At 61.3% G+C, this 14,675-nt stretch carries 13 protein-coding genes; 3 read left to right on the top strand and 10 right to left on the bottom strand.

The genetic code is table 11. The annotated features are described in order from the left end of the window. Nucleotides 1-36 precede the first annotated feature (36 nt). The 3 genes from HPY65_04315 to HPY65_04305 all read left to right on the top strand — a co-directional run bounded on the left by HPY65_04315 (nucleotide 37) and on the right by HPY65_04305 (nucleotide 2,851). Nucleotides 37-918 carry a patatin family protein gene (locus tag HPY65_04315; GenBank protein ID NPU83691.1) on the top strand — a complete coding sequence of 294 codons (882 nt, stop codon included), beginning with the start codon at nucleotides 37-39 and terminating at the stop codon, nucleotides 916-918. Continuing rightward, nucleotides 918-1,262, top strand: coding sequence for a hypothetical protein (locus tag HPY65_04310; GenBank protein NPU83690.1), 345 nt, complete (start codon nucleotides 918-920; stop codon nucleotides 1,260-1,262). The genes HPY65_04315 and HPY65_04310 overlap by 1 nt, the downstream gene beginning before the upstream one ends. 158 nt (nucleotides 1,263-1,420) lie before the next feature. Beyond that, the gene (locus HPY65_04305) at nucleotides 1,421-2,851 is read left to right on the top strand and encodes a sigma 54-interacting transcriptional regulator (GenBank protein ID NPU83689.1); all 1,431 of its coding nucleotides are present in this window, start codon (nucleotides 1,421-1,423) and stop codon (nucleotides 2,849-2,851) included. Nucleotides 2,852-2,927: 76 nt separating this feature from the next. On the opposite strand, the gene HPY65_04300 is transcribed toward HPY65_04305, so the two are convergent. The 10 genes from HPY65_04300 to HPY65_04255 all read right to left on the bottom strand — a co-directional run bounded on the left by HPY65_04300 (nucleotide 2,928) and on the right by HPY65_04255 (nucleotide 14,661). After that, entirely contained in the window at nucleotides 2,928-3,692 is a 765-nt protein-coding gene (locus tag HPY65_04300; GenBank protein ID NPU83688.1) for a 3-oxoacyl-ACP reductase FabG, read from the bottom strand. A 40-nt stretch (nucleotides 3,693-3,732) separates the two neighbouring features. Further along, entirely contained in the window at nucleotides 3,733-4,260 is a 528-nt protein-coding gene (locus HPY65_04295; protein ID NPU83687.1) for a GNAT family N-acetyltransferase, read from the bottom strand. Nucleotides 4,261-4,476: 216 nt separating this feature from the next. Continuing rightward, a complete protein-coding gene (locus tag HPY65_04290; protein ID NPU83686.1) occupies nucleotides 4,477-5,727 on the bottom strand; it encodes an acetyl-CoA C-acyltransferase in 1,251 nt (416 codons plus the stop codon). A 171-nt stretch (nucleotides 5,728-5,898) separates the two neighbouring features. Next, nucleotides 5,899-7,041 carry an acyl-CoA dehydrogenase gene (locus HPY65_04285; GenBank protein ID NPU83685.1) on the bottom strand — a complete coding sequence of 381 codons (1,143 nt, stop codon included), beginning with the start codon at nucleotides 7,039-7,041 and terminating at the stop codon, nucleotides 5,899-5,901. Nucleotides 7,042-7,365: 324 nt separating this feature from the next. Beyond that, nucleotides 7,366-8,733: a hypothetical protein gene (locus HPY65_04280; GenBank protein NPU83684.1), complete on the bottom strand. Its 1,368-nt coding sequence runs from the start codon at nucleotides 8,731-8,733 to the stop codon at nucleotides 7,366-7,368. Between the two features lie 211 nt (nucleotides 8,734-8,944). After that, the gene (locus HPY65_04275; GenBank protein ID NPU83683.1) at nucleotides 8,945-10,099 is read right to left on the bottom strand and encodes an isovaleryl-CoA dehydrogenase; all 1,155 of its coding nucleotides are present in this window, start codon (nucleotides 10,097-10,099) and stop codon (nucleotides 8,945-8,947) included. Between the two features lie 174 nt (nucleotides 10,100-10,273). After that, nucleotides 10,274-11,605, bottom strand: a complete 1,332-nt coding sequence (locus HPY65_04270) for a 4-hydroxybutyrate CoA-transferase (protein NPU83682.1) — start codon at nucleotides 11,603-11,605, stop codon at nucleotides 10,274-10,276. A 250-nt stretch (nucleotides 11,606-11,855) separates the two neighbouring features. After that, entirely contained in the window at nucleotides 11,856-12,317 is a 462-nt protein-coding gene (locus HPY65_04265; GenBank protein NPU83681.1) for a Zn-ribbon domain-containing OB-fold protein, read from the bottom strand. Nucleotides 12,318-12,340: 23 nt separating this feature from the next. Continuing rightward, nucleotides 12,341-13,507, bottom strand: a complete 1,167-nt coding sequence (locus HPY65_04260; GenBank protein ID NPU83680.1) for a hypothetical protein — start codon at nucleotides 13,505-13,507, stop codon at nucleotides 12,341-12,343. An 11-nt stretch (nucleotides 13,508-13,518) separates the two neighbouring features. After that, the gene (locus HPY65_04255; protein NPU83679.1) at nucleotides 13,519-14,661 is read right to left on the bottom strand and encodes a thiolase family protein; all 1,143 of its coding nucleotides are present in this window, start codon (nucleotides 14,659-14,661) and stop codon (nucleotides 13,519-13,521) included. Nucleotides 14,662-14,675: the final 14 nt, after the last annotated feature.

Below are 14,675 nucleotides of genomic sequence, written 5' to 3'. Positions count from 1 at the left end.
GATCAAACGGCGACGAATGCGGGAAGCAAAAGGTTCATGACCGCGGACAGCGCAACGGTCAAAGGGGATATGGCCACCGGGAACGGGATGTCGGCCCTTGTCGTCGAGGGGGGCGCCCTGCGCGGCGTCTTCTCCACGGGTCTCCTGGACGGATTTCTGGAAGCGGACTTCAATCCTTTCGACCTCTATATCGGCGTCTCGGCGGGCGCCTCCAACCTCGCGGCCTACCTGGCCGGCATGAAAGGCCGCAACGGCCGCATCTACCGGGACTACTCGCTCCGGCCGGAGTTCATCGACTTCGGCCGATTCCTCCGCGGCGGCCACCTGCTGGATCTGGACTGGCTCTGGGAGATCACCATCCGGGAAATCCGACTCGACCTGGCGACCATCTACGCCCGGCAAAAGCCTTTCGTCGTGGTCCTGACGGACGTCCTGACGGGACAGGCCGTTTACCGGCAGACGGCGGCAGAGGACCTGGAGCACACGCTCAAGGCCTCCAGCGCCATTCCTCTCCTTTACAGACGTTACCCGGAAGTGGACGGACGCCCCTCCACGGACGGCGGCATCGCTGATGCCATTCCGGTCGGCGAAGCGATCCGGCGTGGGGCCCGCCGCGTCATGGTCATCCGCTCGCGTCCCCGGGATTACGTCAAGCGTCGGGGGCTCTCCGACAGACTGCTCGTCCGCCACACACGGGACTGCCCTCTGCTTGGGGACGCGATGAATCTACGCGCGGCGCGCTACAATGAATCGGTGGCCCTGATCCGGAAGCCGCCGGCCGGCGTGGACATCATCGAGATCTGCCCGCCCGCGGACTTTCGCGTTTCCCGGCTGAGCCGGAACCGCCGGATTCTCGATGAGGGCTACGAACAGGGACGCAGGCTGGCAACCGAGGCCATCCGGCATTGGGAGGGGTGATGAGCCGAAGCGTCGGACTGAAATACTGCGGCGGCTGCAATCCGCAGATCGACCGGACGGCCCTGGCGGCGGAAATCGGATCGCTCCTGTCACCGGGCAGCCGCCTGGAGACGCTGCGCCCTTCCCATGCCGGCAGGATCGCGGTCCTGATCTGTGGATGCCCGGCGGCCTGTGCGGACCGCCCGGAAGTACGGGGCATGGCCCGGCGCTGGATCCGGGTGGGAGGCGCCACGATCGACTGCGAATCCGTGCCACCGGAGGGTCTGGCCGCGCGGGTCGCGGAAAAAATCAGACGGATCGAGGCGGAGGAAGAACCGCCTCCGGAGACCGCCGGGGGGTCCTGATTCCGGCCGGACCCCGGCCGCACAAGCCTCGGGGAATCGAATCCCGACACTCCCGTTCCCTCCATTGACATCCGCTTCCCGCTGGATTACTGTCCGTTCAGCGCAGGCACGGCCGAGGCCGTGCCTGAGTGCCGCAATCCCCTCAAGGAGTCGATATCGTGTCCGGATTTTCCGACCACGTCCTGAGCGTCATGAAGTCCGTCATCGAGTCCGTCTCCGACGGCATTTACATCGCCGATCTCAACGGCTACTACCTGATGGCCAACGGGGCCTTCGAACGCATCAGCGGCATCAACCGCAAGGAGCTGGCGGGACAGCATACGAATTTCGCCATTGAAAAAAACTGGGTTCCCCGGGCCGTGAACCTGGAGGTCCTCAAGGATCACAAGAGCCGCAGCCGCCTGGTCCGCTATCCAAGCGGGCGCGATCTGCTGGTGACGGCGGCCATCGTCTGGGACAGGGACGGACATCCCCTGGCGGTCATCAGCTCCCTGCGGGACGTGACGGAGCTGAACACCATCAGCCGTGAGCTGAAAAAATCGCAGGTCCTGATCGAACAGTTCAAGAAGCGGATCGACTACCTAGAGGAACAGCTCGGGAATACAAACAAGTTCTTCGTCGCCCGGAGCACCGAGTTCCGGCATATCCTCGCGGTGGCCAAGAAGGTTGCCTCGTCGGACGCAACGATTCTCATCACCGGTGACTCGGGGGTCGGCAAAGACGTCCTGGCCCAGTTCATCCACTATCACAGTTCCCGCCACCGCCTGGGCTCCTTCGTCAAGGTAGACTGCGCCGCCCTGCCACCGACGCTCCTCGAATCGGAGCTCTTCGGCTACGAGAAGGGGGCCTTCACGGACGCCCGGAGCCAGGGCAAGCAGGGGCTTTTCGAACTGGCCCATGGCGGTACCCTGTTTCTCGACGAGATCGGCGAGTTCCCGCTGGAACTGCAGCCCAAGCTCCTCAACGTGCTGCAGGACCGGTCCATCAAGCGCCTCGGGGGCCTGGCCAGCCTCCCCATTGACGTGCGCATCATCGCCGCCACGAACATGGACCTGGAACGGATGGTCAAGGAAAGAAAATTCCGGAAAGATCTCTATTACCGCCTGAACGTGATCCCCATGCACGTCAGCCCGCTCCGGGATCGGCGGGAGGATGTTCTGCCCCTGATCAAGCACTTCATGAAGATCTACAACCAGCGTTACCAGACGGACAAGGCGCTGTCCATCGACGCCCTCAACGCCCTGATCCAGCACGAATGGCCAGGAAACGTTCGGGAGGTCCGGAACACCGTTGAGCGGATCGTCGTCACCAGCGAAGGGGATGTGATCACCATGGAAGACCTGCCCCGGGAGATCCGGGCGGCTTACGGGGGCCCCTACCAGCAGCGTTTGGACAGCCCCTTGCAGGGCGGGCAGACGGGTCCTCTGCGTAAACAGGTGGAGGAATTCGAGCGAATCCTCATCCGGAGAACCATCCGGAAATTCGGGAACTTGAACGATGCGGCGAAGGAACTGCAGATCGACCTGTCCACCCTGACCCGCAAGAACAGGAAATACGGCCTCACGGGAACAGTCAAGGCAACAGGCTGAACAGGGCGGCCTGTCGGCTCCGTATCCCCTGTTGCTGCAGGCGGCTCCGTTCTCCCGTTGTCTGCCTCCCCGGTCTCTACCAGAGGGAATACCCGCCATCGATGAAGACGGTATCCCCCGTGATGTAGTTCGACGCCTCCGAGGCCAGGAACACGGCCACACCGACCATTTCCTCGGGCTCCCCGAACCGTCCGAAGGGGATTCTCTGGATGAGGAATTTCCGGTTTTCGCCTTCCTGCTGATCTTTCGTCATCTCCGTCAGAAACCAGCCGGGGGCGATGCAGTTGACGTGAATGTTGAAAGGCGCCCACTCGAGAGCCAGGGTCTTGGTCATGTGCATGATCGCGGCCTTCGATGCCCCATAGTGCATGGAGCGGGGGAGCGCCCCCTTCCCCAGGACCGAGCTGATGTTGATCACCTTTCCGGACCGCTGCCGGATCATCACCTTTCCCACGGCGCGGGCAGTGAGGAAGATCGATTTCACGTTGGTGTCCATCATGGTGTTCCACTCGTCCACTGTCAGGGCGACGACCTTCCTGGAGCCCCCGATTCCGGCATTGTTGACGAGGATGTCGATGCGGCCGTACTTCTCCGCCACCAGGGCGACCATCCTCTCGATGTCCTCCTCACTCCTCACATCCGCAGGAACAGCGATCGCCTCTCCCCCGTTCAGGATGATCTCGGCGGCAGTCTCCTCGATGAGGTTCTTCGTCCGGCTTACCACGACGATCGTGGCTCCCGCTTCCGCCAGACCGATCGCCACGGCTCGGCCCAATCCCTTGCTCCCGCCGGTTACAACGGCAATACGTCCCGACAGTCTGAACTGATCCATGATGCCCATTGCTGTTTCCTCGCGCAGTGCCGGAACGTGCCGGCACTCTTCAAATCTGAAGCTCGAATGTCTGCTCCGGCACGGTCTTGCCCCAGTGGGCGTCTTCCCGTTCCTCCAGAAGGTGAAAGCCCTCCCGCTCATAAAGACAGCGGGCCGCATCGAGCCCGGCAAAGGTCGTCAAATATACACACCGGAAGCGGGCATGCCGGCAGAACGCGACGGCTTCCCGTATCAGGGCTTTCCCGATTCCCCGCCCCTGATGCTCCTGCGCGACGATCAGCCAGCGCAGTCTGGCCCCGAGGGTATCGGCGTCCCGGCCGGCGATTGCGACGGCCCCTATGATCCGGTCCTCCACCATGGCAACCCAGAGGCCGTCCCGGGCCGGATCGAAGCGCTCCAGGAACGCGGCCATCTCCGTCGCCACCTTGGCTTCAAAAAAGAGATCGAACCCCCAGTGACGGTGGTAATACCGTCCATGCAGATCCGTCACCCGGCCGAGGAGACCGGGCATGTATTCAGAAACCTGAATGACATTCCAATGGCTCACAGGTTCTTCTCCACTCTCGATCCCAGGCATGGACCGATCATTCCCTGTCCCCGGATTCCGGCCGCCGCCGGCACAATGCAAATCAGCCTCCGGCCGTTCATTTGTAGCGGAAACAAACCGTTTCCGCAACCCGCGACAGCCCCCGCGCCGCGGACAAAGCAAAGGGGAAGAACCGGGTGGTCCTTCCCCTTCAGATTCATTCCCGGAACAGCCTGAAGGCCTTCTCCGGACACCTTTTTCGGGCTCTTAAAGCATCTCCACCGCCGTGGCGAGGGACACACCGCCGCCACCGCAAAGGGTCGCCATTCCGAGGGTCTTGCCCCGCTTCTTCATGGCATGGATCAGCGACACGATGAGCCGGCAGCCCGTGGCGCCGACCGGATGCCCCAGGCCGCAGCCGGACCCGTTGACGTTCGTGATTTCCCGGTTCAGCCCCAGTTCTCGCTCACAGCCCAGGTACTGGGCGGCGAAGGCCTCGTTCAGCTCGATGAGCTCGAAATCGGACAGCTTGATGCCCGACCGGGCCATCAGGTCATTCACCGCCGGAACGGGACTGAGTCCCATGACGGAGGGGTGGCAGCCGCCGCGACCCACGGCCTTGATCTTTGCAATGGGCTTCAGGCCGAGTTCCTTCGCCTTCTCGGCGGACATGATGACCACGGCGGCAGCGCCGTCGTTGATGCCCGAGGCATTCCCCGCCGTGACCAGACCGATCTTCGGAACGAAGGCTGCCGGCAGCTTCGCCAGGTCCTCCATGGTGAGGCCCGGACGGAAGTGCTCGTCCTTGTCGAAGATTTTTGGCGGTTTGCCCTTCTTGGTCGGAACTTCGATGGGGACGATCTCCTCCCTGAAGTCGCCCTCGACGGTGGCCCGCTCCGTGTTGTTGTGGCTCCGCAGGGCCACCTCGTCGATCTCCTGACGGGTCAGGTTGTGCTTCTGGGCGATCAGTTCCGCCGTGACGCCCATGATGTAGGGCTTCCCCCGGAACTTGTCGATGATCGGTCCGTCCTTGATGGGCCCCAGCTCCGGGCCGGGCAGGATGTGCGACCCCGCGTGGAGGCCGTGGACCAGGGCGTCCATGAAGATCTGATCCTGGAACCGGCAGCCCCAGCGGGCCGCCGGCACGATGTAGGGAACTCCCGACATGTGCTCCATGCCACCGGCCAGAACGATGTCCACCATCCCCGCCTGGATCATGGCCATACCGGAAACGACCGCCTCCATGCCGGAGATGCACACCCGGTTCATCGTGCAGGCCGTGACCGTCTCCGGGATCCCAGCAATCAGGGCTGCGACGCGGGACACGTTCATCGCCTCCGCCGGCTCCATGCAGCATCCGAACCGCACGTCCCCGATGGTGGCCGGGTCGATCCCCGCCCGCTTGATGGCCTCCTTCATGACGACAGCGCCGATGTAGGGCAGCTGCATGTCCCGGAGCGATCCGCCGAACTCGCCGATGGCCGTCCGGCACGCCGATACAATAACTACATCTTTCATCTCTCGCATTCCTCCCTTTTCGCGATTGCCCGCATCTCTTCCTGAACCCTCTTCCCTGATGAAAGGGCGGAGAGAAACGGTGCGTCCCCATTCGACGGCCGGTTCTCTCCACCTCATTCAACGATGGAGTGAAAAGGAATAATACGTCCCTGTTGCGGGAACCGGCCCGTCCTATCTCGTCTGGAGATACCGACCGATGGTCATGATCTCCGCTTCCTTCGTCCCCTCGTACAGCTCCAGGATCTTCGCGTCCCGGTACCACTTCTGTACCGAGTACTCGTCGATGTACCCGTAGCCTCCGTGGAGCTCCACTGCCGCATTGGCGCAGAACACCGCCGTCTGCCCGCTGTAGAACTTCGCCATCGCTGCCAGCGTGTAGTCCGGCTTGCCCTGGTCGATCAGCCACGCCGACTTGTACACCAATCCGCGCAACGCCTCAATCTGAATCACCATCTCCGTCAGCTTCTTCTGCGAAAGCTGGTAGTTCCCGATCGGCTGCCCGAACGCCGTCCGCTCTTTCACGTATTTCACCGACGTCTCCAGGCACGCCTCCGAAAGCCCGAGACCCTGAGCCGAAACCATGACGCGGGTCGTGTCGAAGAAGTGCATCAGCTGGATGAATCCTTTGCCTTCCTTCCCGATCAGGTTCGCCTGCGGAACACGGACGTCCTCCAGCGCGATCTCCGCCGTGTCGCTCGCACGAATCCCCAGCTTCCCCTTGATCTTGTTCCGGGTGATCCCCGGGGTGTCCATCGGGACGATGATCAGGCTGAAGCTGTTGTGCTTCTTTTCATCGGGGTTCGTGATGCACGCCGTTACCATGAAGTCCGCCACCGAACCATTTGTGATAAACATCTTGTTCCCGTTGATCACGTAGTCCGACCCGTCCTTCACGGCCCGCGTCTTGTATCCCGACGCGTCCGTCCCCGCGTTCGGCTCGGTATAGCCACCGGAACTCACCCAATCGCCCGCGCACACCGGCGGCAGGTACTTCTTCTTCAGCTCCTCGCTGCCGTACTGGAAGATCGACTCGCAGCCAAAGCACGCCGCTACCACGTTCAAGCCGATCCCCATGTCCACCTTCGACAGCTCTTCCGTGATGATCGCGTTCCCCAGGCTTCCCGCATTCGCCCCGCCATACTCCTCCGGGATCCAGGCCCCCACCAGGCCGTTCTCCGCCGCCTTCTTCCGGATCTCCGGCGTGTACTTCTCGTGCTCGTCGCACTCCTTCGAAATCGGCGTGAACTCCGCCACCGCGAACTTGTACGCCATCTCCTTCAACATCTTCAATTCTTCGGAAAGCTCGTAATCCATCGCAAACCTCCTTCTTCAATTGGAAGGCCCGGCAGGGCCTTCATCCACCGATGGTGGAGTGTCGACCTGATCTTACCGCCGAAACGGCCGCCTCCGCCTGAACCGGGCAGACGGATTTTATCCAACAGCAGTTCAGGGAAGGGGGACAGATTAAGATCTTTTCCCCTTCCCCAACAGTCTGCCATTAAACTCCCTGAGGGCCGTTCAAAAAGGCCCGGATGCGAGGCCCCCGAAGTCCCGAGCTGCGAGGCGTACTTTTTCGTCCGTCGAGCGGCGAGGGACAAGGGAAACGAAGCAGACGGGTTTTTTTCAACGGCCCGCCTATCAGAATCCGCCCAGCGCCCACTGCTTATTAAGCCAGTGCATTTTTTGCGCCTCCTCCAGGAGCTCATCCCGGAAATCCGGATGGGCAAGCTTCACGATCGCCAGGACCCGCTCCGGAATGGAGAGTCCCTTGAGATACGCCACGCCTTGCTCCGTCACCAGGTAGGAAACATCCGTCCGCGGCACCGTTACGATCTCTCCCGGAGGCAGGGTGGGATTGATCTTGGACTGCAGTTTTCCGTTCTTGTCCTTGTACGTGGAATGGAACGCCAGGATGGACTTGCTCCCCTGGTAGCCGATCGGCGGCAGACCCTTTGTCGAGCAGTAGTAGGCTCCCCGGACGAAGGCAAGCTGACCGCCCGTTCCGGAATACTCGTTAAAACCGATGGACTCGGAACTGACCTGTCCCTGGAGGTCCACGCCCAGGACTGCGTTGATGGAGATCAGATCCTTGTTCAGGGCGATCACATTGGGGTCGTTCGTGAAATCGACCGGGTACATGGCCAGGGCCGGGTTATGGTCGATCCAGTCATAGAGCTTGCGACTTCCGATGGAAAAGGCCCAGACGATCTTCTCCGGCAGGAAGGTCTTCTTGCGGCCGGTGATGAGGCCGGCCTCATGAAGCTCCATGATGGCCTCCGTCACCATTTCCGTGTGGATCCCGATGTCCCGGGCGCCGCTGTCCGCCAGGAGGCGGAGCACCGTGTCGGGAAGACCGCCGATTCCGATCTGGAGACAGGGTCCGTCCTTGGGGATCAATTCGGCGATGTGCGCGGCAATGGCCCGGTCGGTATCCGAAGCCGGCGCGGAAGGAATGGTGATCAGCTTGTCCGTCTTGTTTTCGATGACGCTGTCCACTTGTGAAATATGGATGCACTCGTCATAGCCCCCGTAGCACCAGGGCATGTCTTCCACCACTTCCACGACCCGGATCTTCGCCTTCTCGAAGACGGCCTTCTTAAAATTGTTCAGAGGTCCGAAGTTGAAATAGCCGTGCTTGTCCATGGGGGTCACCGCCTGAACCGCCAGGTCCACCTCGATGTCCTCCCGGTAGATCCGGGCGCTCTCCCCGAAATTATAGGGAATGTGAGTTCCCCTGTTCTCGGCGATGTAGCGGCGGGTATGCCCCAGGATGTGCCAGTTGGCCGTCCAGAAGCTCTTCCCCTCCGGATCCTTTTCCATGATCTCCAGGGGGGTCAGGTGGCCCAGCATGCGCACCTTGACGCCCTTTACTTCCCCCGCCCGCGCGGCCAGGGCCCTGTCGAAGGCCCGGGGCATCTGGACCGTCCCATAGTCCACCCACATGCCGTCCTTGACCAAAGCCGCAGCCTGTTCCGGGGTCACCAGTTTGTTACCGTACTTGGACATCGCGAAACCTCCCTCCTGTTACTTACCCCCGCGTGCCATCCCGGCCGAACGGAGGCAGCGCTTCGCTCAGTTGCAAGAGACGAGCCACTTGAGAGAGGATAAAAATACCTGCCATATTCGGGACCATAACCAATAAGAAAAAATCCGGAAGGCGATTCCGCCCTGTGCAGATCAGCCCATTTCGGCAATTATGCATACCGGCGGTGCGACTTTATCCCGCCACGTCACCCAGAATCTCCCGGGCAATAATCATGCGCTGGATCTCCGACGTGCCGCCGCCGATACTCTGAAGCTTGGCATCCCGCATCATCCGCTCCACGGGAAACTCCTTGATGTACCCGTAGCCGCCAAGGATCTGGACGGCCTCCGTGGTGATCCGCATGGCAGCTTCGGAGGTGTAGAGCTTCGCATAGGCGGCCGTCAGGTTCATCTCCCGGTGCTTTCCCTGATCCGCCAGGAGGGCTCCCTTGTAAGTAATGAGACGTCCGAGCTCGATCTCCATGGCCATGTCGGCCAGTTTGGCCTGAATGAGCTGGAAGGCGGCAATGGGCTTCCCGAACTGGACCCTCTCCCTTGCGTACTTGAGCGCCACCTCGTAAGCCCCCCGGGCGAGCCCCAGCGACATGGCCCCCAAGCAGACCCGCTCCGTGTTCAGTCCGCTCATCAGGACCAGGAATCCCTTGTTCTCCTTCCCCAGCAGGTTCTCCTTGGGCACCCGGCAATCCTCGAAAATCAGCTCTCCCGTCGGGGAGCCGCGCCACCCCATCTTCTCGAATTTCTTCCCCCGGGAGAAGCCGGGGAATTCCTTCTCGATGATGAAGGCCGATACGCCGTGGGCCTTCTTTTCCGGGGCCGTTTTGGCGTAGACGACGAAGACGTCCCCCACGGGGCCGTTGGAGATGAAGATCTTGGAGCCGTTGAAGAGGTAGTGGTCGCCTTTGTCCTCCGCCCGGAGTTTCATGGACATGACGTCCGACCCGGAGGAGGGTTCCGTCATGGCCAATCCACCGATTTTTTCGCCCCGGCAGAGCGGTGGAAGATGTTTCGCGAGCTGTGCCTCCGTCGCGTTCCGGCGGATGTTGTCCAGGCACAGGCAGGCGTGGGTCCCCCAGGAAGCGGCGGTGGAAAGGCACACCGCGGAAAGTTCTTCCGTGATGATGCACAGTTCCGTATATCCCGCCCCGGCACCGCCGTATTCGGCCGGCGCGGTCAGGCCCGCCAGTCCCATGGCGGCAAGCTTCCGGAAGCTTTCCGTGGGAAAGCGCTCCTGTTCGTCGATTTCATAGGCCAGGGGCGCTACTTCCTTCTCGGCAAAGCTGCGCATCGTCTCCCGCAGCATCTTCTGCTCATCGGTGAAAGGGATCATGTCGGCACCTCCCGGGAGTAGTGAAGGGACATGCCCCTCGCGGCATGCCCCCTCGTCTGTCCAGTTACAGGAACTTCATGATTGCACCCTGGCAGCCTCGCTGCCGAACCGCAGGTTTTCCCGAAGCCCGCCCCGGACGGGGAAACACCGGGACGGGCAGGAAACCGGGTTTCGTTAGAACGTCTTCTTCTTGATGAGGCCCCGCTCACGGCCGGCCTTCTCCAGCTCCTCCCGGAATTTCGGGTGGGCGATGGCAATCAGCGCCTCGGCCCGCTCCGGCTCGGACCGGCCATAGAGGTCCGCAACGCCCCATTCGGTCACGACGAAGCCCGCGTAATGCCTCGGTACCGTGACCCGCGATCCCCACGTGGTGTAGGGTACAATTCGCGAAACCGTATCGTTCAGGGTCGTCGACGGCACCAGGTTGATCGCCCGGCCGCCCTTGGACCAGAAGGAGCCGACAACGAAGTCCAACTGGCCGCCGGAGCCCGTCCTCATCAGGTTCCCTACGGATTCGGAAACGATCTGCCCCGTGAGGTCCACCTCGATCGACCCGTTGATGGCCACCATGTTCTCTTCCTGGGAAATGATGCCGATGTGGTTTGCGTAGATGGTGGGACGGAATTCCACCATGGGGTTGTTTCCCAGGAAGTCGTAGAGCTCTTTGTCGCCCATGGTGAAAACCAAGACGATCTTGCCGGGGTTCACTTTCTTGTACTTGCAGGTGACGACGCCCTTTTCCACGAGCTTGTGGGTCCCCGCCGGGGCCATTTCCGTGTGGACGCCCAGGTCCTTCAGCCCCGAGTGCTCCAGGAGCTTGCTGATGGCCGCCGGAACAGCCCCGATGCCGACCTGGATGCAGTCCCGGTCGCGGAGCAGGCCGACGACGTTTTCGGCCATTTTTCGTTCCTGCTCGTTCGCATCCGGCGTGGGAACGGCGATGATCGGGTTGGGGTTCTCCACGAAGGCCGTGAAGCGGCTGACGTGGAAGTTGCTCTGCCCATAGGTCCGGGGCATGTTCGGGTTGACCTCGGCGATGATCCAGTCACACTGGTCCATGATGTGCTCGGTGTAGAAGGTGTCGAGCCCGAGATTTACAAAGCCGTGCTCGTCCGGCGGGGTTACCTGGGTGATGATCCCCGTGCGGCGCGGGTATACCCGGTTCCGATGCGCGTTCTTGATGGCGATGTCGGAGCTCTGGGTAGGCCAGAAATTGGACCATTCGCTCTTGGCCAGCTCCTGCAGGTGCGGTGTGCTGTAGAAACCGCAGACCAGCTTGAAGGTATCGCGGTATTCGGGCTTGAAGATCTTGTAGGGCCTGAGGACGAGGGCAAAACAGTACTCCACATCTTTCAACTCGTCCTTGCGGTCCGCAATGGCGTCCATGATCGGCATTGCTGGTTGCCCCAAAAGCAGAGGCGTCCAAAAACGATCACCCGATTTGACGATCTTCGCCGCTTCCTGCGCTGACATCAGCCTGCTCGTGTAAACTTCCTTCCAACTCATGAATATCCCTCCTGTTGATTTTATTGCGCACGGCCCCGCCCGGCAGCGGGTGCTAGTACCCCGCTGAAGACGTTCCCGTTTGGCTCGCAAAGAAAAGAAAGACTGGCCGCGGCCGACTCCGGCCTCCGGCTCCCCCTGGAGAGACTTCTATCCGCATCCCCTGATCAACCCCGCCTGAACCGCGCCCGGGGAGAGGCGACACTCCCCTGCCCCGGGACGGATTCAAGGAGGGATGCGGCACCAACCCGAATTACAGCGGTTTGAAATACTTCAGGTTCATGATATGCGCCTTCTTGTCGTTGCTCCAGACCGCCTTCAGGCGCATTCCGTTCTTGACGATTTTTCTGGCCTTCTCGAAGTCCGCCAGATCGAAGCCGCCAAGGATATGCAGAAAGTCGACGTCCGTGCCGTCCAGGCGCATCAGCGCGCTGATGAACGGCGGTTCCGTCGGCATGCCGAAATAGCGATAGTTGACATAGCTCCACGCCGTCAGCGTGCCTGTCTGGGCTACCTCGACCCATTCGTCCGTATCGACAAAGCAGCGGGGACAGAAGCTCCGGGCCGGCACGAGGATCCGGTTGCACTTGGCGCACTTGGTTCCGAATATCTTCTTTTCCGCCATCCCCTCGAAGAACCGCGTCCAGACAGGACCATATGCGAGTTCGTAGGGAAGCCGGATTTCCGTCATCAACGTCTTATATTCCTTCGACATAGCATTATCCTCCGTCCGTATTCTTAAAGTTCGGATCCCACGATCATGATCCCGTTGAACTGGTCCACGCCGCCCATGGCATGGCTCAGGGCCGTCTTCGCCTTGGGGATCTGGTGTTCCCCCGCCTTACCCGTCACCTGGAGCACCGTCTCGGCAACCCGGATCAGGCCGGTGGCGCCGATGGGATTCGTGCAGAGCACTCCCCCGGAGGGATCGCAGGGCAACTGACCTTTCTTGTCGAAGGTCCCCTTCAGGACCATATCGGGAGCCCCGCCGGGCTCGCAGAAACCGAAGCACTCGTAGAAGAGCATCTCCTGGAAAGTGAAGGGGTTATAGACTTCCGCAACGTCCAGATCCTTGCGGGGATTCTTGATCCCTGCCTGATCATAGGCCTGTTTCGCGGCCTGGACGGCTCCCTGCCAGAGCCCCTTGTCGCTGTCGCCGAAGAAGTACTCCTCGCCCCGGTAACCGACGCCCTTGACCCAGGCCGTCTTGCGGCCGAATTTCTTCGCCTTGTTCCTGGAGACGAAGATCATGGCACAAGCCCCGTCCGAGGTGGGACAGACGTCGAGAAGCCGCACGGGATAGGTGATGACCCGGGCGTTCTTCACGTCGTCCATGGTCACCCGGATTTTCACGTGGGCATAGGGATTTTCGAAGGCCGCGTTGTGGTGCTCCACGGAGATGTGCGCCGCCGCGTCGCGGATTTTCTCTTCGGGAATCCCGTAGCGCTCCGCCCACATCTGGGACTGCATGGAAAACACACCCGGCGCTCCGGCAATGAAATACCGCTGGTAGAAGGGCTCCGCAACGGTTGTCATGGTGGCCTGGGCGTCCCCTTCGTTCATCTTCTCGTGACCGACCGCCAGCACGACGTCCGCCATGCCGGAGGCCACCCAGTAGTAGGCCGTGTGGGCGATGGAAACGCCCGTGGATCCACAGGTCTCCGTTTTCAGGATCGGTTTTCCGACCGCCTGCATGGCGTCGGCGAAGTAAAAATGCGTCAGGGCCACCCCTTCCATCATGGATGGCATCGTACCCGAGACCACCCCGTCGATGTCGGAAGGCTCCAGCCCGCTGTCCTCAAATGCGCGCAGCACCGCCTCGCGGACAAGCTCCGGATATGCCACATCCATGCGCCGGCCGTGCTTCGTCTGCCCGACTCCGATGATTCCTACTGGTCTTCCCATAACCCCTCCTCCTATACGCCAATGATGGCGACGGCATGGCACTGCCCGGCGAACCCATGGGTCCCATGGGCCAGGGCCGTCTTCACCTTCTTGTCCACCTGGTGCTCGCCCGCCTCGCCGCGGATCTGCAGAAATCCCTCCACGAGCCTCTGCAGCCCCCGGGACACATAGGGGTTGTTCGCAAGGACTCCGCCGGAGGGATTGACCGGCAGGGCGCCGCCGATTCCCGTGGTTCCCTTATCGAGCATCTTGCCAGCCTCACCGGGCCTGCAGAATCCGAGCTCCTCGCACCAGAGCAGTTCCTGGAACGCGTAGGGCTCGGTGATTTCCGCAACGTCGATCTCTTTCTTCGGGTCCTTGATGCCCGCCATCTTGTAGGCCTGGGCCGCGGCATTTTTCAGCTGGGTATCCAGAAGATTGCGGTCGCCGAGGAAATAGGTGTCCAGGGAGGATCCGTAGCCCTTGAACCAGACGGGCTTGTCCGTCAGCTTTTTCGCTTTCTTTTCCGAAGCCAGGAGCATTGCCACGAAGCCCTCCGACTTCGGTGCGATTTGGAGGTCCGTCAGCGGGGCAGCGGCGGGAGCGGAATTCAGAATGTCCGCCACGGAGTACTTTCCCCGGCGGTGAGCATAAGGATTGCGGAGGGCATTGCCGAGGTTCTTCACAGCCACTTTTGCGCACTGCTCTTTCGTAACTCCGTATTTCTCCATGTACGCCTGCATCTGGAAAGCCGCCGATGTCGTTTCCGTCAATCCGAGATCCCGGTGATAGAAGGGGTCGCCGAACATCAGCGTGCAGGTGTCGTTCTCCGGGTTCTCCGAACCCTTGCAAAGAGCCAGGAGCAGGCAGTTGTCATATTGGCCGGACATGATCCGCATGGCGCCGTACATGAAGGCAAACAGGGATTCACCGTCCTGGCGTGAGGCGTTCTTCAGGAAGGCCCCCGTCGTTTCCCAGTAATACGCGTTTGCGCAGGAGATTCCGCCGTGGAAAATGTCCGACGATGCCGACACGACCGTTCCCAGGTCGTCCCGGGTCATCCCGACCTTGTCCAGGCATTCCCGCGTCACCCGATAGGCCTGGTCATAGAAGTTGTCCTTCGATGCAGGCCCGGCACTCTGTGCCACGGATACAATCGCTACCTTTTTCGACATAGACTTCCTTCCTT

This window comes from Syntrophaceae bacterium (assembly GCA_013177825.1).
Lineage (GTDB): Bacteria > Desulfobacterota > Syntrophia > Syntrophales > PHBD01 > PHBD01.
This window is presented reverse-complemented; position numbering and strand designations above follow the sequence as displayed.

Bases quoted from the DNA above. Each gene is read 5' to 3' on its own strand.
- HPY65_04275 (NPU83683.1), bottom strand. From the start codon at position 10,099: ATGATCCCTTTCACCGATGAGCAGAAGATGCTGCGGGAGACGATGCGC.
- HPY65_04285 (NPU83685.1), bottom strand. From the start codon at position 7,041: ATGGATTACGAGCTTTCCGAAGAATTGAAGATGTTGAAGGAGATGGCG.
- HPY65_04310 (NPU83690.1), top strand. From the start codon at position 918: ATGAGCCGAAGCGTCGGACTGAAATACTGCGGCGGCTGCAATCCGCAG.
- HPY65_04260 (NPU83680.1), bottom strand. From the start codon at position 13,507: ATGGGAAGACCAGTAGGAATCATCGGAGTCGGGCAGACGAAGCACGGC.
- HPY65_04265 (NPU83681.1), bottom strand. From the start codon at position 12,317: ATGTCGAAGGAATATAAGACGTTGATGACGGAAATCCGGCTTCCCTAC.
- HPY65_04255 (NPU83679.1), bottom strand. From the start codon at position 14,661: ATGTCGAAAAAGGTAGCGATTGTATCCGTGGCACAGAGTGCCGGGCCT.
- HPY65_04300 (NPU83688.1), bottom strand. From the start codon at position 3,692: ATGGGCATCATGGATCAGTTCAGACTGTCGGGACGTATTGCCGTTGTA.
- HPY65_04280 (NPU83684.1), bottom strand. From the start codon at position 8,733: ATGTCCAAGTACGGTAACAAACTGGTGACCCCGGAACAGGCTGCGGCT.
- HPY65_04290 (NPU83686.1), bottom strand. From the start codon at position 5,727: ATGAAAGATGTAGTTATTGTATCGGCGTGCCGGACGGCCATCGGCGAG.
- HPY65_04295 (NPU83687.1), bottom strand. From the start codon at position 4,260: ATGCCTGGGATCGAGAGTGGAGAAGAACCTGTGAGCCATTGGAATGTC.
- HPY65_04270 (NPU83682.1), bottom strand. From the start codon at position 11,605: ATGAGTTGGAAGGAAGTTTACACGAGCAGGCTGATGTCAGCGCAGGAA.
- HPY65_04315 (NPU83691.1), top strand. From the start codon at position 37: ATGACCGCGGACAGCGCAACGGTCAAAGGGGATATGGCCACCGGGAAC.